This is a genomic window from Xanthomonas sp. 3793 (assembly GCF_024806835.1).
Lineage (GTDB): Bacteria > Pseudomonadota > Gammaproteobacteria > Xanthomonadales > Xanthomonadaceae > Xanthomonas > Xanthomonas arboricola_F.
In genome coordinates, this window is record NZ_JANTYU010000001.1 from 1,050,876 (window position 1) to 1,072,946 (window position 22,071).

The following is a 22,071-nucleotide window of genomic DNA, read 5'->3' on the forward strand; positions in this document are numbered from 1 at the left end:
ATTGGGGATTCGCAAAAGCGGCCTTGTTCGCACTCTTACGAATCCCGAGACTTGATCGCCGAACGATTGTTAGGCACAGATCGCTGAGCACAACCAGGGATTGATTGATTGATTGATTGAAGGACGGAACCGCGCTGTTGCGAATCCCGAATCCCGAATCACCAATCCCTGCTACTGACCGAACCGCTCATCGAAAAAGTCGCCAAGCATGCGGTACGCACGCTTGGCCGCGCGCGGGTTGTACAGGCAACCGGGCGGGCTGTTGGCATCGGCTTCGGCAAAGCAGTGCACCGCGCCGCTGAAATTGACGAACTGCCAGTCGGCGCCTGCGGCATTCATCTCGGTCTCGAAGGCGGCGATGTCCGTCTTGCTCACGCTCTTGTCGTCGGCGCCGTTGAGCACCAGCAGCGGCGTTTTGGCCGCGCCGGCAGCCGCCGGGCTAGGCGTGGCGATACCGCCGTGCAGGCTGACCACGCCGGCCAGCTGCGCACCGGCACGCACCAGCTCCAGTACCGTGGTGCCGCCGAAGCAGAACCCCACCGCGCCGATGCGCGATGCATCCAGCGGCGCCTTGCCGGCCTGCGCCTTGAGCACATCCACCGCTTTCAGCGCGCGGGCGCGCAACGTCGGCGGGTCCTTCTTCAGGGCGCCGGCAAACTGCCCGGCCTCGCTGTCGTTGGCCGGACGCTTGCCCTTGCCGTACACATCGGCTACCAGCACCACATAGTCGTCGCCGGCCATCTGCTTGGCCTTGCTCACTGCCGAGTCGTTGACGCCGCGCCAGTTCGGCACCATCACCAGGCCGGGGCGCTTGGCGTCGCCGGCATCGTCGTAGACCAGCACGCCGCTGTAGGTGTCCTTGCCGACTTTCCATTCCAGTGGCTTGGCCTGCATTGCGGCCATCGCTGGAAATGCCAACGAGGCCAACACGCCGACCAGACCCATACCGCTCCACGACCGTTGCTTGTGCATGCGCTTGCTCCCGGGATTTGCGCGAGTGTAGGCCCAGCCGGCGTGCAGGATTGGTCGCGGCGCACGGAAGCGGCATAGCAGTGGCTGCGGCCGCCGGAGCGGCGTTGGTGTGGCGCACGCCCGCCTTGCTCACAGAATTGGCGCACGATGCCTTGAAGCGGCTGACAGAAATTAGCGAACAGTCTTCAGCTGGGTGTGGGTGGTGCGCGCAGCACCGGAGTGTACGCGTGGCCCCTGCCGCACCGAGCACCGGCCGCGCCCGCCTCGGCGGTGAGCACAGTCGTCTGATAGCTGCTGTTGACAGCCAGAGGCCTCACTGCACGCCCAGCCCCGGGATGGCACTGATCGCCGCCGGGTCGAATCCGGCCAGCTGGGCGAAATGCCGCCCGCGTGCGACGTAATCGCTGTACGCACCGAAGCTGGGCGCGCCCGGCGACAGCAGCACCACACCGCCCTGCACGCCCAGCGCGTCGCGTGCCAGCTGCATGGCATGCTCCAGGTCGGTGGCGGCATGCAGGCCGAAGCGACCGGTCTCGGCCAACGGCGCAAGCAGCGCATGGATGCGTGGCCCGTTGGCGCCCATGGTGACGATTTCCAGCGGTGCCTGCTGCGCCATGTGCTTGGCAAAATCCTGCCAATCCAGCCCGCGGTCGTGTCCACCGACCAGCAAGGCCACACGGCGTTGCGCAAAGCAGGCCAGCGCGGCCAGCGAGGCATGCGGTGTGGTGCTGATCGAATCGTTGACGTAGCTGATGCCGTCCACGCTGCCGAGCAACTGCAGGCGATTGGGCAATGGACGGAAGCTCAATGCGGCCGGTGCCAGTGCTGCGGCATCCAGGCCCAGCGCCTCTACTGCAGCCAGTACCGCGCACAGATTACGGCGGTTATGTTCGCCAGGCAGCGGCACGTTGGCGGTATCGAAGATGGCCTGCTCGCCGCGATATACCACATCGCCATGCAGGTGCCAGCCGTCGGCATGGTTGAACCAGCGCACCTCGCTGTCAGGCAGCTGCAGCCCGCGCAACAGCGGATCGGCAGCATTGAGCAGTGCAATCCGCGGCCGGCCTTCGGTCACCAGCGACAGCTTGTCGCGCACGTAGCGCGCCTCGTCGCCGTGCCAGTCCAGGTGTTCGGGAAACAGGTTCAACACCAGCGCCAGTTGCGGGCGCGCGCCACTGCGCCCGACCTCGCCGGTCTGGTAGCTGGACAGCTCGATCGCCCAGTACGCAGGCGGCGGTTGCGGTGCCAGCACTTCCAGCAAGGGTTGGCCGATATTGCCGACCAGGGCGGTGCGATGTCCGGCGCAGCGCAGCAGGTGCGCCAGCAACGCGGTGGTGGTGCTCTTGCCCTTGGTCCCGGTCACGCAGATCGCGCCGGACACGCTTCCGTCGGCCTGCGCGTGTTCGGCAAACCACAGCGCCGTACCGCCGATGAACTGGGTGCCGTGCGCGGCAGCGGCCGTCAGCGCTTCGGCACGATACGGACTGATGCCAGGCGACTTCACCACGACCTCGAACCGGCCCAGCGCCTGCGCACTGGCTTCGGTTTCCACCTGCAACGCCGCATCGGCCAATGCATCCAGCTCGCGCGCTTCTTCGGCGTTGCAAAAGACGGTCAGCGGTTGCGCGGGCAATGCGCTGCGCAGCGCGCGATAGGCAGCGCGCCCCTCGCGCCCCCACCCCCACAATGCAACCGCCCTGCCCTCAAGCTGCGAAATTCGCACGCACGCGCTCCCACAGCGCCGCCGGGATACGGTGCTCGCCGTCGATGGCCATCAACGGCTCGACCTGCAGGTCCTGCGCATCCAGCTGCGGCTGGATCTCGCGGATGAAACGCTTCACCAGCGCGTCTTCCTTCCACTCGGCACGCGTTGCCAGCACCGCCATCGCCGCACGCGATTCGCGGCCTTCGCCCACGCATTCGAACGGCTTGTGGTCCTGGAACTCGAGCAGCGCATCGTAGCCGCCGGCCTGGCTGGCATCGTCGAGCAGATTCCGCCCGAAGATCTTGACCAGGCGCGTCTTGGGCATGAACGGTGCCAGCGCCAGGAACACGAAATGACACTTGGGGCAGACGCCGCACCAGCGATGCACCGGGCGCTCGCCCATGATGTGGAAGTTGCGGTTGCAGCTGGAAAAATGCGCGTCGTAGTGGTCGGTCTTGGCGAACTGCCGCGCCACCGCCAGCTCCGACAGCGGCCGCAGCAGCGAGTAATAACGCAGATCGTCAGCCACGTGGCGCTGCACATACGCACCAAACGCCTGCTCGAATGCCCAACCCTTGGACCACTGGTGATTGACCTCGCCGGTGCCGGGAATCTGGCTGCCGTAACTGGCCGAACGCTCGTTGGAGAACACCACCTGGTCCACACCGGTCAGCAACGCCGACAGCACCAGAATCGCCGAATTCACCGCAGTGACCGGGATATGCCCGTTCCACGCACCCTGGCGATTGAGCTCGAACAACTCCGGCGCCAGCACGCGGCCGATGTTGAGTACCGGCAGGCCGGTACGCTCGGCACAGGCGCGGATCAGTTGCGAGCCGCCGATCCAGCTGACGGTCTGCTCGATGCCGGCATGTCGCAGCGCTTCGATACTGACCAGCGAATCCTTGCCGCCACCGATCGCCACCAAGGCATGCTCGCGCAAGCCCAACACAGGCGCCTGCGCAGCTGGCTGCGCAGCCACCGGGAAGTTGATCTTGCCGTGCAGGTTCAAGCCATTGCGGTAGGCGAATTCGCCCAGGCCATGCAGATAAACACTTTCCACCAGCGCGGCGGTTTCGGCATCGATACTGTAGCTGTCGATGGCGATGGTCGGCGGCACGGCGGCCTTGTAGTAACTCACGCCCGCGATGAGGTGCAGCAACTGCAAGGCCTGTTGCACGGCGGCGGCACGCGCGCCGTCCAGCACGAATGGCGCGCCGGGCACGGCAACGGTTTCCACCAGTTCCGGTCCCTGGTCGAAGGCATACACCAGCGTCGCCACGCCGGTCTGCGCGTCGAGCGCGCAGCGCACGAAACGGAAGGTGGACATCTGGTGTTTGTCGAAAGCGCTCATGGACTACCTGCAAGACCCCGTTGCCGACGCAGGTAGCGTCGGCACAGGGCATATTCAATCATGGAAAACGGCACCGCAGCCCACAGCAGCGGCAGGCAGCCGATGACGAACAACAGCAACATCACTTGCGAGCCAATCACCTGCGCATCGCCGGTGGCCGCCAATGCAACCAGCAGATACAGCAGCAATGCCGGCAGATAGCTGAGCGCACTCAACACCACCGTGCGTACTGCCATGCCACCAGCGTGCCAGGCGGACGCGGGCGCTCGCGTATCGCGCCGACGCTGCCAGCGCGCGGCGCTCCATGCGCCAGCGCCCGCCGCAAGCAGCGCCGGCAGCGCCCATTTCAGGCTATCGGCCCACGGCATCCGCTGGCCGGCCATGTCGATGACAGTGGAAAACACCATCGACACGCCGCCGGCCAGGGTGCTGAGCAGCACGAACTCAGCCAGCGGGCGCATCGATCACCTCTTCGCGCGGCAGCTCGCGTTGGTTGTAGGTGCTGGCCATCGAATAGCCGTACGCGCCCGCGTCGGCCACCAGCACCACATCGCCCGGGGCGGTGGCAGCCGGCAGGCGGCGGCGCTTGCCGAACACGTCAGACGACTCGCAGATCGGCCCGACGATGTCGAAGCTGCAATCGGCCGGCGCGTCGAGCTGGCTGAGGTTTTCGATGTCGTGCCAGGCGTCGTACAGCGCCGGGCGGATCAAGGTGTTCATGCCCGCATCCAGTCCGACGCGTTGCACGCCATCCTTTTCGATCACCTGGGTGACGCTGGCCAGCAACACGCCGGCCTCGGCCACCAGGTAGCGGCCCGGCTCGATCGCCAGCCGATAGCCCGGATGCACGGCCTTGACCTCGGCCAGGCCCTTGGCCCACACATCGAGATCGAACGGTTCGTCCTCGGCGCTGTACGGAATCGGCAGACCGCCGCCGATATCGATGGTTTCCACTGTGCCGATACGGCGGGCGAACCCGGCCAGTTCGTCGTACATCATGCGCCAGTGCTCGCCGGTCTCCACGCCACTGCCCAGGTGCGCATGCACGCCGGTGATGGTGACCTCCAACGTGCGCGCCACTTCAACGAACTCATCCACACGCGTGGACGAGAGACCGAACTTGGAGGCCTTGCCGCCGGTATTGACTTTCTCGTGATGCCCATCGCCATGCCCCAGGTCGATACGCAACCACACGTTGCGGCCGCGGAACACCTCCGGCCAGCGCCGCAACGCTTCGACGTTGTCCACGGTGACGGTCACGCCCAGCGCGAACCCGGCTTCGTATTCGGCCTTCGGCGCGAAGCTCGGCGTAAACAGCACCCGGCGCGGCGACAGCTCCGGCAAGGTGTCGAACACGCGGCGCAGCTCACCGTGGGAGACGCATTCCAGCCCGAACCCGGCCTGTTCCAGCGCCATCAGGATCGCCGGATGCGCATTGGCCTTGATCGCGTAATAACGCTGATCCACTGCGGCAATCTGCGCCAGTGCGTGCGCCCGCGCACGCACGGTGGGCAGGTGATATGCATAGCGCGGCGTGCCGGCCTTGGACAGCGTCAGCAGATGCGCGCGCTCGGCATGCCACCACGGCGTGGGCCGCGGGCGCACCGAGCCGATGATCTGCCGCCAGCGCGGGCCGAACACCTCGCCTTCGCTCACCGGCATCGCGCCGCTGTCGATCAATTCCGCATGCAGGATCGGCAGCAAACCGTCGGCATCGGCTTCGTCGATGACGAAGGTCAGGTTCAGGTCGTTGGACGACTGCGAAATCATGTGCACGCGTTCCTGCCCGAACGTGGCCCATACGTCCGACAGTTTGTGCAGCAGCGAGCGCATGCCGCGCCCGACCAGGGTGATTGCCGCGCAAGGCACGATGATCTTGACCTTGCAGATCTGCGACAGGTCGGCCGACAGCGCAGCCAGCACATCGGTGTTGACAAGGTTCTCGGACGGGTCCAGCGACACGGTGACATTGGTCTCGGCCGAGCCGATCAGGTCCACCGACAAACCGTGCTTCTTGAACAAGGTAAACACGTCGGCCAGAAAGCCCACCTGCTGCCACATGCCGATGCCTTCCATCGACACCAGCACGATGCCGTTGCGGCGACTGATCGCCTTGACGCCAAGTACCGGCTCGGCATTGCCGTCGATGCTGGTGCCCGGCAGATCGGGGCGCTCGGTATCCAGGATCGCCATCGGCACGCCGGAATCGCGGCATGGCTTGATCGAGCGCGGGTGCAGCACCTTGGCGCCGGTGGTGGCGATTTCCTGCGCTTCGTAATAGTCCAGGCGGGTCAGCAGGCGCGCGTCCGGCACTTCCTTCGGGTTGGCGCTGAACATGCCGGGCACGTCGGTCCAGATCTCCACCCGGCTGGCGCCGAGCAACGCACCGAAATACGCCGCCGAGGTATCCGAACCGCCACGCCCCAGGATCGCGGTGCCGCCATCGGCGTGGCGCGAAATGAAACCCTGGGTGATCAGCAGGCGCGTGGGCTGCGCATCGAAGCGCGCGCGCCAGTCGGCATCGGACTGCCACTGGCACGACACCGACAGGCGCTTGGACCATTCGCTCTGATTGGGCTGCGGCGGTAACGCCGACAACCACTGCCGCGCATCCAGCCAGCCCATGTCCAGGCCACTGGCATGCAGATACGCCGCACCGATGGTGGAGGACAGCAACTCGCCCTGCCCCAGCACCTCGGCCTGCCAATCGAGCGTACGCGTGGCAGCGCGCGCATCGGCAACCAAGGCGTGCAGTGCGACCAGCCGCTCGCCGAGAACCGTATCGGCATCGAGCTCGAGCTCGGCCAGAAAGTCGCGATGGCGTTGTTCCAGCGCTGCCACGCGCTGTGCGCTATCGGCAGCGCCATCGGCGATGGCGGTCAGTTCGTTGGTCACGCCCGAGAGCGCGGACACCACCACCAGCACGCGGCCGCCGGTTTCGTTCGCCCGTTTGCTCGCCAGTTTTCCAATCGTGTCCCAGCGATGACGACGCGACACCGAGGTGCCGCCGAACTTGAGGACGATCCAACGATCGGTAGTGTGGGGAGCTGACATGGAGTAGGCGTTTATGATGGGGGAAAGAAGCCGGGATGCCGGGCGGAACCTCCGATTCTACTGCCAATGGCGCGCATCTGACCCCGCGTGCGGTCGCACTCCGCAGCGCCGCTTTGCATCGCGGCAACGGTTTGCGCTGCAACCATCCGCACTTTTCACACCAACGGGATCGCATCGAGCATGAGCAAGCACCGTTACCTGCAACTGGATGTCTTCGCCAGCCGCACCGGCTCCGGCAATCCGCTGGGCGTGGTGTTCGACGCTGGCGCGTTGTCGGCCGAGCAGATGCAGCAGATCGCCGCATGGCTGAATCTGTCGGAGACGATTTTCTTTGTGCCCGTCAGCGCGCCGGATGCCGACTATCACATCCGCATCTTCACTCCACGCGCAGAGCTGCCGTTTGCCGGCCACCCCAGCGTCGGCGCGGCGTGGGTCGCGTCAACCCATGGATTGACCGGCTACAAGGCCGACGGCCGGCTGCACCAGCAATGCGCGGCCGGCGTATTGCCGGTGGACGTGTTCGACCGCCACGGCGCGTTGCAGGTGCGGCTGCGCGCGCCACGCGCACGCGTCATCGCAACCGGCGACACCCACACGACCGCATTGCAGGCGGCCTGCGCCGGATTGCGGGTGACAGCGCAGCCGGCAGCGCTCTGGAACAACGGCCCGAACTGGTGGCTGCTGGAGCTGGCCGATGCCGCGGCGGTGCGTCAGGCCGCGCCGGATCTTGCCGCCATCACCCGCCTGACCCAGGCCAGCGCCGCCACCGGGCTGGCCATTTACGCAGCCGCGCAGGACGGCGACGCAGATCTGGTGGTGCGCGCGTTCTGCCCCGGCGACGGCATTCCCGAAGACCCGGTGACCGGCAGCGCCAATGCCTGCATCGCCGCGCGCCTGCATGGCGAAAACCGCCTGCCGGGCGAAGCGGCGCGTTATGTCGCCAGCCAGGGCCGCGAGGTCGGCCGCGATGGTCGCATCCACGTGGAAGTGGACGATGCAGGCGAAATCTGGATTGGCGGAACGACGCTGCAGGTGATCGACGGCCGCATCGATTGGTAAGCTGCCGCGCCCTGTTCGCGGATCCGCCACCATGACCACCCGCCGTTTCCTGCAACTGGATGTGTTCTCCGCCCGCCCCGGCAGCGGCAATCCGCTGGCGGTGGTGCTGGATGCGCAGGGTCTGGACGATGCGGCCATGCAGGCGATCGCCCGCTGGACCAAGTTGCCGGAAACCACCTTCGTCTTTCCTGCGGCCGATGCGCACAGCAGCTACCGGCTACGGATGTTCTCGCCGCAAAAAGAGGTCCCGTTCGCCGGACACCCCAGCGTGGGCACGGCGCATGCGGTGCTCGACGCCGGACTCGCCGCGCCGGACGATGGCCTGCTGGTGCAGGACGGCATTGCCGGGCAGTTGCCGCTGCGCGTGGAGCAGATCGATGGCCACCGCAGCATTGCCATCCGCACGCCGCGCGCACGCGTTGCCGAACAGGTGGACGTCGACGACCCGCGGCTGCGCGATGCGCTGCGCGGCTGGCCGCTCGGCACCCTGCCGCCTGCGTTGATGGATGGAGGGCGCACCTGGTGGGTGGTGGAACTGGCCAGTGAAGCGGCATTGCGCAGCCTGCAACCGGACTGGGATGCGATCGCGACACTGGCCGAAGCCACTGGCAGCATGGGTGTATTCGCCTACGCGCGTGCCGCTCAGGCAGGCAGCTACGATCTGGCGGTGCGCGCCTTTGTCGGCAACGGCCGGCGTTTCGAAGATGCGGCCTCCGGTGCGGCCAATGCCGTGCTCGCGGCCTGGCTGGACAGCCGCCACGCACTGCCCGGCAGAGACCGGCGTTACGTGGTCAGCCAGGGCCGCGAGATCGGCTTCGATGCGCTGCTGGAACTGCGTATCGACAGCAACGGCGACGTGTGGTCGGGCGGCCAGGTACAGACGGTGATTCGCGGGACCTTGGACTGGGGCTGAGCGCCACGAACTGCGTACTCCGGGCGTCGCCGTATCCGCCAGATCTGACGCGGGTGGTTCGACGGCAACCCCGAAAGGAATTCTTCTGCGCCGGGAACTCGGCCCGATCACCATCCATCGCATGACGCGCCTGCGTTCGGCAGTCAAAGCCGGGGAAGTTTGCTAACTGTCGAATGCGACGCACCAGCGAACACTCTGCGCAAACGCTTACCTGCCCCATCTCCGGCAAGAAAAAACGCTGCGGTCTCCCGCAGCGTTTTTTACAAGAAGCCTGGACGCAATCAATCAGTCGGGGCGTACATCCACGCGTACACGGATCCGGTCGCCCGGGTTGTAGTCGCTGCGCGTGTGGTAGGTGCGGCCGGCATATTCGTACGTCACGTCGTAGCCATCCACACGCTCGCGCGTGGTGCGGTACGACACAGGCTCGCAGACGCTGACATTGCCCTGGTAGGTACGGTGATTGGCTTCGTAGATCGAGCGACCCGCCGCCACGCCGGCCATGGTGCCGACCGCCGTCCCGACCAGGCGTCCGTTGCCGCCGCCGACCTGACTGCCGAGCACCGCGCCGGCGATACCGCCGATCACGCTGGCGACGCCGCGGTTGGAGGCATTGGGCGCGCCATAGCTGCCGCCGTCGCGATAGTAGCCATCATTGCTGGTGTAGTACCCATCGGAAGGGCGGTTGTAGCAACGCTCGCTGCTGCGCTCGTTGTAGGAGTCGGAGACGATGATCGGGTCTACGCGTACGACGCGCGCGTATTCGTAACGGCCGTCCTCGTAGCCGCCGCGATCGTTGTCGCGGTAGCCGCTGTCGTAGCGCTGCGCCGTTGCATTGCCCGCCACGGCCAGACCCATTACCAGAGCACCAAGCACAAGAGTTTTCATTGCGGCAGCTTCACAGGGAGGACACGCTGCCGATGCTCGGCCTGTTGCGGTGAAACCGCCCTGAACCGAACAGGCCGTGCAAAGGCCTATTCAGGTTGCCGCCAGCTGCGCCCGCCGGCATGGTCCGCCGACGCGCGCAGCTTCACGCTGGATCAGTTGGAAAATTCGCTTTCCAGACTGATCGGCACGGCGCTCAGTGCCTTGGACACCGGGCAATTCTTCTTGGCGGTGTCGGCCAGCTCGCGGAACTTGGCTTCGTCGATACCGGGCACCACGGCCTTGAGTTTCAGGCGGATCTGCGACAGTTGCGGGCCGCCCTCCATCGACAGGTCGACGTCTGCACGGGTGTCCAGCGAGGTCGGCGGGAAACCGGCTTCGGTCAGCTGCGCCGACAGCGCCATGGTGAAGCACCCCGCGTGCGCGGCAGCGATGAGTTCTTCCGGATTGGTGCCCTTCTCGTCGCCGAAGCGGCTGCTGAAGGCGTAGCGGGTGTTCTCCATCAAGCCGCTCTGCGGCGTGCTGAGCTGACCCTTGCCGGTCTTGAGGTCGCCTTCCCAGTGAGCGGTGGCGTGACGCGAAATACCCATTGCGATCTCCTGCGATTGAAAGGGACCGTCACCATAGGCGAGCGGGTGTTAGGGCTTGGTGCTTGCTGCCGGGATTGGGGATTCGGGATTGGGGATTGGCAAGAGCGGGCGCTGCTTTGAGCGACTGGCTGCGCTGCCAACGCGCAGGCTGGCGGGGCTGACCACAAATTGCTAACGACAACCTAGACGATGTAGTTGGCGCGAACGAGCCTGTGCGTCTGCGCGGTGGGGCTCGATTCGGGACACTGGCTGCGCGCGGCCAGTGGCTGCGTGGCGATGGTAACGGGGCTCTTGCTCAGACCCCGGCGTGCTGCCGCGATGCGCGCCTGCGTGTTGGTAAAAACAAACGGGCACAGCGACCGCTGTCGCTGCGCCCGGGGCGCCACGCATCTTTCGCACGCACCGCATGTGCGATGCGTGCGAGCGTACGTACGAGCAATCAACCCAGCAGGGTTTCCAGCACCGCCATGCGCACGGCGACGCCGTTGGCGACCTGCCGCAGCACGCACGATTGCGCGCCGTCGGCGACCTCGTCGGTGATTTCCACGCCGCGGTTGATCGGGCCCGGATGCAACACCGCGGCGTCGCGGCCGGCGCGCGCCAGACGCTCGCGGGTCAGGCCGTAGTCGCTGTGGTATTGCTCCAACGACGGCACCAGGCCTTCTTCCATGCGTTCGCGTTGCAGGCGCAACATCATCAAGGCGTCGGCACCTTCCAGCATCGCGTCGAAATCCTGGCCGACCACGCAGCCGTCCAGCATGTCGTCATCGGGCAACAGACTCGCCGGGCCACATACGCGGATCTCGCCAGCGCCCAGCGTGCGCAGTGCGTGCAGGTCCGAACGCGCAACGCGCGAATGCTTCACGTCGCCAACGATCACGACCTTGAGCTTGGAAAAATCGGTGCCTTTGGCCTGGCGCAGGGTCAGCATGTCGAGCAGGCCCTGGGTCGGATGTGCGCTACGTCCGTCGCCGGCGTTGATCAGTGCAGTGCCCTCGCCTGCGGCCTCGGCCAGCGCCTGCACCGCGCCGTCGTCCGGATGGCGCACCACGAAGCCGCGCACGCCCATCGCCTCGAGATTCTTCAAGGTGTCGCGCGCGGTCTCGCCCTTGCGCGTTGAGGAGGTGGACGCGTCGAAATTAAGCACGTCCGCACCCAATCGCTGCGCGGCCAGATGAAATGAGCTGCGCGTGCGCGTGGACGGCTCGAAAAACAGCGTGCAGACCGCAGTGCCGGCAAGCACGTTGCGCTTGCCGACCCGGCCGACTGCGGCATCGCGGATCTGGCCGGCACGGTCGAGCAGCTGCAGCAGCGTCGTGCGCGGCAGTCCTTCCAGGGTGAGCAGGTGACGCAGGCGTCCGTCCGAATCGAGTTGCATGGTGGTCGTCATCGCAGGTCGGGAATCAAGGGAGAAGAGTGGCTTGGTCGGGCGCGGCCAACCAGCGTTCGACGATCACGGCCGCCGCCATGGCGTCCAGCGCGTCGGCATCGCGGCGGCGCTTGCGCCCATCGGCGCGTTCGCGCGCGAACCGCTGCGCGGCTTCGACCGAACTGGAGCGCTCGTCGATCAGGACGACCGGCAACGCATAGCGCGCGCGCAACTGCCGGGCGAAGGCATGCGCGCGCTTGCGTGCGGGTTGATCCTTGTCGTCCAGCGTGAGCGGGTCGCCAACCACCAGACCGTTTGGCCGCCACTCCTTGTGCACGCGATCCAGCGCGACCCAGTCCGGGCCGTTGGCATGAACATTGATGACCGCGACTGCACGCGCACCGGCACCCAATGCGGTACCAACCGCCACGCCGATCCGGCGCGACCCCACGTCGAAGCCCAGCACCGTGCCGTCGGAGCGGATTGCGCCCGCCTCAGGCATGCCCGGAATAATCCGTGAGCCGGAACAGGTCCACACCGATGCGCCCGGCGGCGGTCTGCCAGCGATCTTCCAGCGCGGTGGCGAACAGCACGTTGGCATCCGATGGCGCGGTCAGCCAGCTGTTTTCGCCCAATTCGAACTCCAGCTGGCCCGCCCCCCAGCCCGCGCAGCCGAGCGCCACCAGCGCATTGCGCGGGCCTTCGCCGGCGGCCATGGCTTCCAGAATGTCGCGCGAGGTGGTCAGAAACACGCCCTGCCCCACTTCCAGACTGGAATCCCATTCGCGCGCATCGTCATGGATCACAAAGCCGCGCTCCGGGTGCACCGGCCCGCCGCTGAGCACGATCTGCTCGCGCAGCTGCGCGTCGTCGGTGTCGATGCCCATCTGCGACAGCACTTCGCCCAGCGTGTACTCCGATGGCCGGTTGACCAGCACGCCCATTGCGCCGTTCTCGTCGTGCTGGCAGATCAGCGCGACGCTGCGCGAAAAGGTGGGATCGGACAGCGCCGGAAGCGCGATCAGCAGTTGGTTGGCCAGAGGCGTGGGCAAAACGGACATGGCCGCATTCTAGCCGTTCGTTCCGCCGCGCGCAGAGCCGCTGCCATAATTGCCGCTTGCCGTGAACAAGGACCGTGAATGCAAACGCCCCCGCCCCACACCCCCGGCCCCGCAGAGACGCCGCTCCCGCGCCAGACCCGGGCGTTCATCGTGCTGGTGGCGCTACTGCAGGGCGGGCTGCTGTATGCCGCCGAATGGAGCAGCACCCACACGAGCGGGCCGCTGGCAGCACTGGGGCCACGGGTATGCTGGTACACGTTGGTGCTCACCGTGCCCAGCATGCTGCTGCTCAGCGTGCAGCAGTTGCACGACCGCCGCCTGTGGCAACACGTTGCTGTAGTCAGCGCCGTGTTCGCCGCATTGGCTGGCTGGGCGGCCTGGAGCGCCACCGGCGCGCCCGGCCTGGAAAGCCACAAGCTGCTGACGCCATTCGGGCTGAGCGTGGCGGCCGGGCTGTTTGTCGCACTGCCGTGGCTGCAACATCGCCAGCAGCATGGCCGTTGGCGCGCGGCGTACACCGCACTGTTCGAGCATGCATGGCAAAACGCCCTGACGCTGGCGCTTGCCCTGCTGTTCGTGGGCGTGTGCTGGATGGTGCTGTCGCTGTGGGCCTCGCTGTTTGCGCTAGTGAACATCACCTTTTTCCGCAGCCTGTTCCACGAAGATCCCTTCATCTACCTGGCCACCGGCACCATGGCCGGCCTGGGCATCCTGATCGGGCGCACCCAGCATCGCGCGGTGCAGGTGATGCGGCAGATCCTGTTCGCGATCTGCACCGGCCTGTTGCCGCTGCTGGCCTGCATCGCGCTGCTGTTTGCACTCACCTTGCCGCTGACCGGGCTGCAGGCGTTGTGGCAGACGCGGTCGGCCGCGGCCATCCTGTTGTGCATGGTGTTCGCGCTGGTGCTGTTCGCCAATGCGGTCTATCAGGACGGCCGCGCACAGCCGCCTTACCCGCGCTGGCTGCGCCGCGTGGTCGAGGCTGGTTTACTCAGCCTGCCACTGTATGCCGGCTTGGCTGCGTACGCGGTGGCCCTGCGCGTGGCTCAATACGGCTGGACCGGCGAGCGTTTCTGGGGAGCAACCCTGACCCTGGTGGCAGTCGCCTATGCGCTGGGCTACGCAGCTGCGGTGATGCGTCCGCAACGCGGACGCTGGCTGGGCCATCTTTCCAGCAGCAATATCGCCTTGTCGTGGCTGGTGATCGCGCTGGCGGTACTGGTCAATACGCCGATGCTGGATCCTTACCGCATCGTTGTCGGCAGTCAGACACGGCAGCTACTTGCGCGCACCGGCACAGTGAACCCGGATGCCGAGCGCGATGATCTGGAATTCCTGCGCTTCGACAATGGCCGGCGCGGCTATCAGGCACTCCAGTCGCTGCGCGCCACACCCGCCTTTGCCAAAGATGCCAGGCGCAGCAAACGGCTGGATCAAGTGCTGGCACGCCAGCAGCGCTGGGAGATGGAAGCCGCGCCAGACACTTTGCTCCGCGCACGCATCAGCGACCCGGATGCACTGCGCACGCATCTAGCCGTTGCGACGGGCAGCAAGGCTCCCGCCCCGAACTGGTGGCAGGCATTGGCACAAGGCAAGCTCGACGCTGACGGCTGCCTACAGCCCGATCGCGAATGCATTGTCAGCAGCCAGGACATCGATGGCGATGGCCAGGACGACGCGCTGCTGTGCGAGGTTTCGGATCGCTTTGGCGTCAGCTGTTTTCTGTACACGCGTGACGCACAAGGGTGGTACGAGGTGGACACGCTACAGAGCTTCCCTAAACGCCGTCAGGATCAGGAAGCGCTGCGCGAGGCGGTGCGTCACGGCCGCCTGACCATCCACCATCGACGCTGGCCGGATTTACAGTTTCCCGGCGCCGGGCAGATGCACATCGCACCGCCGGCTACTGCACGCATACGGGAGCAACGACCATGAGCGGCTACTGCAGCATCGCGCCCGGCCACCCGGTACACGGGCATTACCACGACCACGAATATGGGTTCCCGCAGCGCGAAGAACGCGAGCTGTTCGAACGCCTGGTGCTGGAAATCAATCAGGCCGGATTGAGTTGGGAAACCATCCTGCGCAAACGCGGCAACTTCCAGCAGGCCTACGACGGGTTCGACGTGGATACCGTCGCGGCCTACGGGCAGGCCGACGTTGCGCGCCTGATGAGCGACGCCGGCATCATCCGCAACCGCCTCAAGATCCTGGCCGCCATCCACAATGCGCAGGTCATCCAGACCTTGCGCCGTTCGCATGGCAGTTTTGCGCAATGGCTGGATGCGCAGCATCCGCTCGACAAGCCGGCCTGGGTCAAACTGTTCAAGAAGACCTTTCGCTTCACCGGCGGCGAAATCACCGGCGAATTCCTGATGAGCCTCGGCTACCTGCCCGGCGCACATCATGCGCAATGCCCGGTGTTCAAACGGATCGCCAAACTCAAGCCGGCCTGGATGCAGGTGAAATAAGCGCGGCTGACAACACCTAGCGAGCAGTCGTCCGGTGGGAAGGGACGGCGCACTCAGAACCGGCGTGTGTGAGGGGTACATGCTGCACCGGGCAGCGGCCGCGCCCGTCTGCCGGTGAGGACTGTCGTTCTGCTGCCCGCTCCAAGTCGGCGGCATTGGCTACGGGTGTCTGACAACACGCCTGGGCGATGCAACAGGCAGGGTCACGTCGCTGGAGGAGGCCGGCGCTGATTCGGCTCCCTGCGCCTCCATGGCGATACGCCGCGTTACGCCGCGTTACGCCAGCGGTTAGCGCGATGCCATGCAGAGCCCTTCGCGGCATGCATCGATGCCCCGGACATGGCGGCAAACAGGAGGATGCGACCCGCCTCGGTGCATGCGCACTCAAGCGTGCAACGCGAGCCATGTCGCTACTTCGACAACGACATGAGGTGCATGCGCCGTTCGACAACGCATGCCAACCGATTGCCCGGAGCGCATCCGGGCGCGACTGGGTGTTGCAGGCAAGGCGTCATCGCGCCCGGGTGCGCTCCTACGTGGGGAGCGAGGACCTCGCCAGACCGGTCACACTCCCATATAGCGGTGCGGGCGGTGGTTGAACATCAACACCAGGCTCAGCATCAGCGCACCCAGCGCCGAGTACAGCACCTTGTCCGGCTTCAACACGAAGAAGGCCACCACCATCAGCATCGCATCGAAGCTCATCTGCACCTTGCCTGCGCTCAAGCCGCGTTCGCGCTGCAAGTACACCGCCAGGATGCCGATTCCGCCCAGGCTGCCGCGGTGACGGATGAAGAACAGGATGCCCAGCCCGGCCAGCGCGCCGCCGACAATGGCCGCAAACGCGGTGCTCATGTGCGCATACTCGGCCCAGTGCGGAAGCAGATCGGTCAAGGCGCCGCAGGCACCGACCGCGGCGAAGGTCTTCAAGGTGAACTCCCAGCCCATGCGGCGCACGCTCAGCCAGTAGAACGGCAGATTGACCAGCACGAACACCACGCCAAAATTCCAATGCAACGCGTAGTGCAACAGGAAGGCGACGCCGGCCATGCCGCCGATCATCAGCCCGCCCTTGGCGAAGATCGCCAGGCCGAGCGAGGCGACCAACGTGGCCAGCACCATGCCCTGCACGTCCTCGGCCACCGAGTGGTGATACGCATGGTCGTCGGCCGTGGTCCCCGCCGAATCCGGTGGTGGCGTCAACGGCCCGGAGGTGACCACGGTGCCGTCGTCGGGCAACGGTTCTTGCTCCGGACGGAGATCGGAATCGGGAAGGCTCACGGGTCTGGGCACTGCAGTGGGGTGCGATATTAGACACTATCGGCCACCGCGCTTACATCTGAAACAGCAGTGCTTGCCATGCAAGCGTGAGGAAGCGGCGGAAGAACTGGCACGCCCGCGTCGGCCGGCCAGCAAACCACTGCGCACCACGACCGGACGCAATGCCGGGCTCCGGACGGGAGGTCTTCACCGGGTAACTGGCAACACGCGATCCGCCACTGCGGATCGGCTCAGCGACTCAGCTGCATCAGCGCAATCGCCAGCGCAGCAAGCGCGCTGAGCGTGAACAACAGTCCGCCACTGACCAGCCATAGGATGCTCAGCAGGGTGAAACGCTCGCGGTGCCATTCCGGAATGCCCTGCGCACGCTTGAAGCGTCGCAGCCGCGTATTGACCACGGCAATCGGCAGCCAGCCCAACACCAGGAAGAACGGGCGCGATTTTTCGGAGAACGTCAGCAGCAACAACGCGATGAAGACCACTGCGGACAGCCGGAAAAGCCAGCGGGATCGTCCCTGCAGTCCAATAGACTGCCCCAGCAGCCTGAAGCAGCTCATCACCCAAAGCGGCGCAAGCCCCGCCCGCCAGACCGGCCATATGCTCGGGCGTCCTGTAATCGCGCGTAACGCAATCCAGTTGCGGTAGAACCAGTAGCCGCCGTAGGCCCCGAAGCTGGCGACGAACATCGCAACCAGCTTCCAGTTGGAGGGCGCAAACAGCAGCGCCAGCGGATCGTGCGCCCAGCGCTGCGCCAGCGGATCGTCGACATCGTGCGTTGCGCTGGCAGCTTCCACGACGTGTCCCTGCGTCATTCCGGAAGACCTCACCGAACCTCGGCGATCTCCACTCCATCGAGCCCCTGCGACAGCGTCTTGGCGTCGCCGCCCTGCGAGAGCTTGATGCGCAGGCGCACCTCGTTCTGCGAGTCGGCGTAACGCAGCGCGTCTTCGTAGCTGATTTCACCGGCCTGGTAGAGCTCGAACAGGCTCTGATCGAAGGTGCGCATGCCCAGGTTGGTGGACTCCTTCATGATCTCCTTGAGCTTGTGGATCTCGCCATCGCGGATGTAATCCTGCACCAGCGGCGTGCCCAGCATGATCTCCATCGCCACCCGGCGACCGCGCCCATCCGGGGTCGGAATCAGCTGCTGCGCCACCACGCCCTTGAGGTTCAGCGACAGATCCATCAGCAGCTGATTGCGGCGATCTTCCGGGAAGAAGTTGATGATGCGGTCCATCGCCTGGTTGGCGTTGTTGGCATGCAGCGTGCACAGCACCAGGTGGCCGGTCTCGGCGAAGGCGATCGCGTGGTCCATGCCCTCGCGGGTGCGCACCTCGCCGATCATGATCACGTCCGGCGCCTGGCGCAGGGTATTTTTCAGCGCATTTTCCCAGCTGTCGGTATCGATGCCGACTTCGCGCTGGGTGATGATGCAGCCCTCATGCTTGTGCACGAATTCGATCGGGTCTTCGATGGTGATGATGTGCCCGGTGGAATTCTGGTTGCGGTAACCGATCATCGCTGCCAGCGAGGTCGACTTGCCGGTACCGGTGGCGCCGACAAAGATGATGATCCCACGCTTGGTCATCGCCAGCGTCTTGATCACCGGCGGCAGGCTCAGCTCTTCGACCGTAGGGATGCGCGTCTCGATCCGGCGCAGCACCATGCCTACCTGGTTACGCTGGTAGAAACAGCTGACACGGAAACGCCCGACCCCGGACACGCCGATGGCGAAGTTGCACTCGTGGGTCTTTTCGAACTCTTCGCGCTGCGAGGGCGTCATCACGTTCAACACCAGATCGCGGCTCTGCTGCGCGGTCAATGGCGTCTGCGTGATCGGGCTGATCTTGCCGTGCACCTTGATCGCCGGCGGCATGCCGGAGGTAATGAACAGGTCCGACGCCTTCTGGTGCGCCATCAGCTTGAGGAAGGAGGTGAAGTCGATGGTGCTCATGGCGTGCTCCTCTGGAGCCGGGATGCGGAAGTGGAGATTCGGGATTGGCAAGAGCGGGGTCTGGGACGGGAGTCGCCGTTGCGAATCCCCAATCCCGAATCCCGAATCCCGGCTACTCGAATATCCGCTTGTCCTTGGCGTATTCACGGGCCTGGTTGCGCGTGATCAGGCTACGCTTGACCAGATCCTGCAGATGCTGGTCCAGCGTCTGCATGCCGTACTGCTGACCGGTCTGGATCGACGAATACATCTGCGCCACCTTGTCCTCGCGGATCAGGTTGCGGATCGCCGGGGTGCCGACCATGATTTCCCAGGCTGCGGTACGCCCGCCGCCCACTTTCTTGAGCAATGCCTGCGAAATCACTGCGCGCAGCGACTCGGACAGCATCGAGCGCACCATCGGCTTTTCGCCGGCCGGGAACACGTCGATGATGCGGTCGATGGTCTTGGCCGCCGAGCTGGTGTGCAGGGTACCGAACACCAGGTGACCGGTCTCCGCAGCGGTGAGCGCCAGGCGGATGGTTTCCAGGTCGCGCAACTCGCCAACCAGGATGATGTCCGGGTCTTCGCGCAAGGCCGAGCGCAGCGCTTCGTTGAAGCCGTGCGTATCGCGGTGCACCTCGCGCTGGTTGATCAGGCACTTCTGCGAGGTGTGCACGAATTCGATCGGATCCTCGACGGTGAGGATGTGGCCGTATTCGTTCTTGTTGATGTAGTCGATCATGCCGGCCAGCGTGGTCGACTTGCCCGAACCGGTCGGCCCGGTCACCAGAATCAGGCCCTGCGGCTGGTCGATCAACTGGCGGAAGATCGGCGGGCAGCCCAGGTCTTCCAGCGTCAGCACTTCGGACGGAATGGTGCGGAACACCGCACCAGCGCCACGGTTCTGGTTGAACGCATTGACGCGGAAGCGCGCCAGCGAGGGAATCTCGAACGAGAAGTCGACCTCGAGGAACTCTTCGTAATCGCGCCGCTGCTTGTCCGACATGATGTCGTACACCAGCGCATGCACCTGTTTATGGTCCAACGCCGGAATATTGATGCGACGGACATCGCCATCGACACGGATCATCGGCGGCAGCCCTGCAGACAGGTGCAGGTCCGATGCCTTGTTCTTGACAGAAAACGCCAATAGTTCAGCGATATCCATGCGCTGCTTGTCCCCTAGGCTGCGATTGGAAGGTACTCCCCGGTCGGCAGTATAGCGTTCTGGCTGCTGGCGGGAAGCGGCTTGCCACCGGTTCAGGCCGGCGGCGCCACGCGGGGCTGAAGGCGTTGGTTTCTGGTCTTGGCAGGGGGCGGCGACTGCCCGCTTCAGGCCCAGCCAGGCTGGGTGGCTCACAGGAATCGACCGCACCGCCCGCCTCACCGCGGCACTGGGGGCTGGTGCGCGCTGCCGCGGCCAGCGCGGTCACGGCGCTGGAAGCAAGCCACCGGGGGCGTCACACTAGCGCTCCTGCTTCTTTCTGGATCGCCACGTGCCGGCTTCGTCGCTGCAGCAGATTCTCGATGCCATCCATGCCGCAGCAGCCGAGCATGCGCGTGCCGACGTCCGCTTGCTGGCGGTGTCTAAGACCAAGCCGGCCGATGCCGTCGCCGCGTTGGCTGCGCAAGGCCAGCGCGCCTTCGGCGAAAACTACGTGCAGGAAGCGCAGGCCAAGATCACCGCGTTGCGCGAGCTGGGGCTGGAATGGCACCTGATCGGCCACCTGCAATCCAACAAGGCCGATATCGCTAGCCAATGTTTCGACTGGGTGCAGACCGTGGACCGCGCCAAGTTGATCCCGCTGCTGGCGCGCCATCGCCCGGACGACTGCGCGCCATTGAACGTGCTGATCCAAGTCAATATCGACGATGAGGACAGCAAGTACGGATGCGCCCCCGACGCCATCGACCGCCTGGCCGACGCCATCGCACTGCAGCCGCGGCTGCAATTGCGCGGCCTGATGGCGATCCCGGCACCGTTCCCGGACCAGGCAAGACGCAATGCGGCGTTCGCGCGCATGCAGGACCTGTTCGCGCAGCTGCAGCAGCGCCATCGGCAGGTGGATACCTTGTCGATGGGCATGAGCGCGGACTTTGTCGAAGCGATCGCGGCCGGGGCCACCATGGTGCGCGTGGGCACGGCGCTGTTCGGTGCGCGTGCTCCCTCGCCCGCTGCCTCCGCCTGAGCTGCCTCGCGGGTCTCCCCATCCATTCCCAATGACTAGAGGTGCCGCAATGACCCTGCCCACGCCGCCTGCGCCGTCGTCCGCCACTGCCGGACTGGTCGCCTTCATCGGTGGCGGCAACATGGCGCGCAGCCTGATCGCCGGGCTGACCCGGCAAGGCGTGCCGGCTGCCAGCCTGCGCGTCGCCGAGCCGGTCGCCGAGTTGCGCAGCGGGTTGTCGCGCGACTTTGGCGTGCATGTGGTCGAAAGCGCACGCGACGCTGCCGATGGTGCGGCCACCTGGGTGCTGGCGGTCAAACCGCAGGTCATGCCAAGCGTCTGTACGCAGCTGGCCGAGCTCGCACAAGCGCAGCAGCCGCTATTGCTGTCGATTGCAGCCGGCATCACCGCAACCCAGTTGCAGCGCTGGAGCGGCGGCAACACGGCGGTGGTCCGCGCGATGCCCAACACCCCCGCGCTGCTCGGCGCCGGCGTCACCGGGCTGTATGCCACCGCACGCGTTTCCGATGCGCAGCGCGCACAGGCAACCCGGTTGCTGGAAAGCGCCGGCGTGACGGTGTGGATCGACGACGAGGCGCAAATGGACGCGGTGACTGCCGTCTCCGGCAGCGGCCCGGCTTACGTCTTCTTACTGGCCGAAGCGATGGAGGCGGCAGCACTGGCGCAAGGCCTGCCGGCCGATACCGCGCGCACCCTGGTCCTGCAAACCCTGCTTGGCGCCTCGCGCATGCTCACCGAATCGGGTGAAGCACCGCAGGTCCTGCGCCGTCGCGTGACCTCGCCCAACGGCACCACGCAGGCGGCGATCGAAACATTCCAGGCAGGTGGATTGGAGGCGCTGACAGCGCGCGCAATCGCCGCAGCGACCGAACGCGGCCGCAGCTTGTCGGCGGCCAACGATTAGTCGGCAGCGGCTTGCGCGAGCGCTTCGCTGGCTGCATGGGCAATCGCGACGGGTCGCGCTAATCGACGGCCTGACCCGCAAGTCGCCACCCGCCGCAGGCATCCAGCGTCAGGCACCAGGCGGCTTCCCACGCAACGTCGCGCGCTTTGCAATCGATGCCAATACACGCTTGCCAAGCGATCGCCCGCGGCTTTTTCGACACCTTGCGGCGATACAGCCGCCGCCGGCAGCAGAGCGGGTCGATCAATGCGCAGCCGGTTGGCGCGCGCAGTGCGACCGTAGCCTTGCGCGACGACCTGCTGCCCTGCGTCAGATCCGACACATGCCT

20 protein-coding genes and 2 other RNA genes are annotated in these 22,071 nt (G+C 65.8%); 6 read left to right on the top strand and 16 right to left on the bottom strand.

Going from position 1 to position 22,071, the window contains the following annotated elements; translation table 11 throughout:
* Positions 1 to 171: 171 nt before the first annotated feature.
* The 6 genes from FHY18_RS04385 to FHY18_RS04410 all read right to left on the bottom strand — a co-directional run bounded on the left by FHY18_RS04385 (position 172) and on the right by FHY18_RS04410 (position 7,085).
* A complete protein-coding gene (locus tag FHY18_RS04385) occupies positions 172 to 972 on the bottom strand; it encodes a dienelactone hydrolase family protein (protein WP_259151717.1) in 801 nt (266 codons plus the stop codon).
* Between the two features lie 159 nt (positions 973 to 1,131).
* Positions 1,132 to 1,208: non-coding RNA, sX9 sRNA (locus tag FHY18_RS04390), on the bottom strand.
* A gap of 77 nt (positions 1,209 to 1,285) precedes the next feature.
* Positions 1,286 to 2,695, bottom strand: a complete 1,410-nt coding sequence (murD, locus tag FHY18_RS04395) for a UDP-N-acetylmuramoyl-L-alanine--D-glutamate ligase (protein ID WP_259151718.1) — start codon at positions 2,693 to 2,695, stop codon at positions 1,286 to 1,288.
* A complete protein-coding gene (gene murL, locus FHY18_RS04400) occupies positions 2,676 to 4,031 on the bottom strand; it encodes a UDP-N-acetyl-alpha-D-muramoyl-L-alanyl-L-glutamate epimerase (RefSeq protein WP_259151719.1) in 1,356 nt (451 codons plus the stop codon). The genes murD and murL overlap by 20 nt, the downstream gene beginning before the upstream one ends.
* Entirely contained in the window at positions 4,028 to 4,492 is a 465-nt protein-coding gene (locus FHY18_RS04405) for a hypothetical protein (RefSeq protein WP_259151720.1), read from the bottom strand. The genes murL and FHY18_RS04405 overlap by 4 nt, the downstream gene beginning before the upstream one ends.
* Entirely contained in the window at positions 4,476 to 7,085 is a 2,610-nt protein-coding gene (locus FHY18_RS04410; protein ID WP_259151721.1) for a bifunctional aspartate kinase/diaminopimelate decarboxylase, read from the bottom strand. The genes FHY18_RS04405 and FHY18_RS04410 overlap by 17 nt, the downstream gene beginning before the upstream one ends.
* 180 nt (positions 7,086 to 7,265) lie before the next feature.
* Here FHY18_RS04410 and FHY18_RS04415 point away from each other — a divergent pair, with 180 nt between their 5' ends.
* Together FHY18_RS04415 and FHY18_RS04420 are read left to right on the top strand one after the other, a co-directional pair.
* Positions 7,266 to 8,144 carry a PhzF family phenazine biosynthesis protein gene (locus FHY18_RS04415; RefSeq protein WP_259151722.1) on the top strand — a complete coding sequence of 293 codons (879 nt, stop codon included), beginning with the start codon at positions 7,266 to 7,268 and terminating at the stop codon, positions 8,142 to 8,144.
* 31 nt (positions 8,145 to 8,175) lie between these two features.
* Positions 8,176 to 9,057 carry a PhzF family phenazine biosynthesis protein gene (locus FHY18_RS04420; protein WP_259151724.1) on the top strand — a complete coding sequence of 294 codons (882 nt, stop codon included), beginning with the start codon at positions 8,176 to 8,178 and terminating at the stop codon, positions 9,055 to 9,057.
* Between the two features lie 285 nt (positions 9,058 to 9,342).
* On the opposite strand, the gene FHY18_RS04425 is transcribed toward FHY18_RS04420, so the two are convergent.
* The 5 genes from FHY18_RS04425 to FHY18_RS04445 all read right to left on the bottom strand — a co-directional run bounded on the left by FHY18_RS04425 (position 9,343) and on the right by FHY18_RS04445 (position 12,962).
* Entirely contained in the window at positions 9,343 to 9,945 is a 603-nt protein-coding gene (locus tag FHY18_RS04425) for a glycine zipper 2TM domain-containing protein (protein WP_259151725.1), read from the bottom strand.
* 152 nt (positions 9,946 to 10,097) lie between these two features.
* Positions 10,098 to 10,532, bottom strand: a complete 435-nt coding sequence (locus tag FHY18_RS04430; RefSeq protein ID WP_259151726.1) for an OsmC family protein — start codon at positions 10,530 to 10,532, stop codon at positions 10,098 to 10,100.
* A gap of 439 nt (positions 10,533 to 10,971) precedes the next feature.
* Positions 10,972 to 11,922, bottom strand: a complete 951-nt coding sequence (locus tag FHY18_RS04435) for an aspartate carbamoyltransferase catalytic subunit (RefSeq protein WP_259151731.1) — start codon at positions 11,920 to 11,922, stop codon at positions 10,972 to 10,974.
* 13 nt (positions 11,923 to 11,935) lie between these two features.
* Positions 11,936 to 12,403 (bottom strand): Holliday junction resolvase RuvX, encoded by a 468-nt coding sequence (ruvX, locus tag FHY18_RS04440; protein ID WP_259151732.1) that lies wholly within the window; start codon positions 12,401 to 12,403, stop codon positions 11,936 to 11,938.
* Complete coding sequence (locus tag FHY18_RS04445; protein ID WP_046962721.1) at positions 12,396 to 12,962, bottom strand: YqgE/AlgH family protein; 567 nt, start codon at positions 12,960 to 12,962, stop codon at positions 12,396 to 12,398. Before FHY18_RS04445 ends, ruvX begins: the two co-directional genes overlap by 8 nt.
* Positions 12,963 to 13,040: 78 nt before the next feature.
* Between FHY18_RS04445 and FHY18_RS04450 the strand changes: the two genes are divergently transcribed.
* Both FHY18_RS04450 and FHY18_RS04455 read left to right on the top strand, forming a co-directional pair.
* A complete protein-coding gene (locus FHY18_RS04450) occupies positions 13,041 to 14,897 on the top strand; it encodes a DUF4153 domain-containing protein (RefSeq protein ID WP_259151735.1) in 1,857 nt (618 codons plus the stop codon).
* Entirely contained in the window at positions 14,894 to 15,433 is a 540-nt protein-coding gene (locus FHY18_RS04455; RefSeq protein ID WP_259151738.1) for a DNA-3-methyladenine glycosylase I, read from the top strand. The genes FHY18_RS04450 and FHY18_RS04455 overlap by 4 nt, the downstream gene beginning before the upstream one ends.
* A 4-nt stretch (positions 15,434 to 15,437) precedes the next feature.
* Here the strand turns inward: FHY18_RS04455 and FHY18_RS04460 are convergent.
* The 5 genes from FHY18_RS04460 to FHY18_RS04480 form a co-directional block, all read right to left on the bottom strand.
* A non-coding RNA gene (locus FHY18_RS04460) (sX9 sRNA) lies at positions 15,438 to 15,514 on the bottom strand.
* Positions 15,515 to 15,997: 483 nt separating this feature from the next.
* Complete coding sequence (locus FHY18_RS04465; RefSeq protein ID WP_259152496.1) at positions 15,998 to 16,672, bottom strand: YitT family protein; 675 nt, start codon at positions 16,670 to 16,672, stop codon at positions 15,998 to 16,000.
* A 272-nt stretch (positions 16,673 to 16,944) separates the two neighbouring features.
* Positions 16,945 to 17,526, bottom strand: a complete 582-nt coding sequence (locus FHY18_RS04470) for an MFS transporter permease (RefSeq protein WP_259151741.1) — start codon at positions 17,524 to 17,526, stop codon at positions 16,945 to 16,947.
* 11 nt (positions 17,527 to 17,537) lie between these two features.
* A complete protein-coding gene (locus FHY18_RS04475; protein ID WP_005990431.1) occupies positions 17,538 to 18,668 on the bottom strand; it encodes a PilT/PilU family type 4a pilus ATPase in 1,131 nt (376 codons plus the stop codon).
* A 112-nt stretch (positions 18,669 to 18,780) separates the two neighbouring features.
* Positions 18,781 to 19,818: a type IV pilus twitching motility protein PilT gene (locus FHY18_RS04480; RefSeq protein WP_003489919.1), complete on the bottom strand. Its 1,038-nt coding sequence runs from the start codon at positions 19,816 to 19,818 to the stop codon at positions 18,781 to 18,783.
* Between the two features lie 328 nt (positions 19,819 to 20,146).
* On the opposite strand from FHY18_RS04480, the gene FHY18_RS04485 reads away from it, so the two are divergent.
* Both FHY18_RS04485 and proC read left to right on the top strand, forming a co-directional pair.
* Complete coding sequence (locus FHY18_RS04485) at positions 20,147 to 20,839, top strand: YggS family pyridoxal phosphate-dependent enzyme (RefSeq protein ID WP_259151818.1); 693 nt, start codon at positions 20,147 to 20,149, stop codon at positions 20,837 to 20,839.
* Between the two features lie 49 nt (positions 20,840 to 20,888).
* Positions 20,889 to 21,743, top strand: coding sequence for a pyrroline-5-carboxylate reductase (proC, locus tag FHY18_RS04490; RefSeq protein WP_259151821.1), 855 nt, complete (start codon positions 20,889 to 20,891; stop codon positions 21,741 to 21,743).
* Positions 21,744 to 22,071 lie beyond the last annotated feature (328 nt).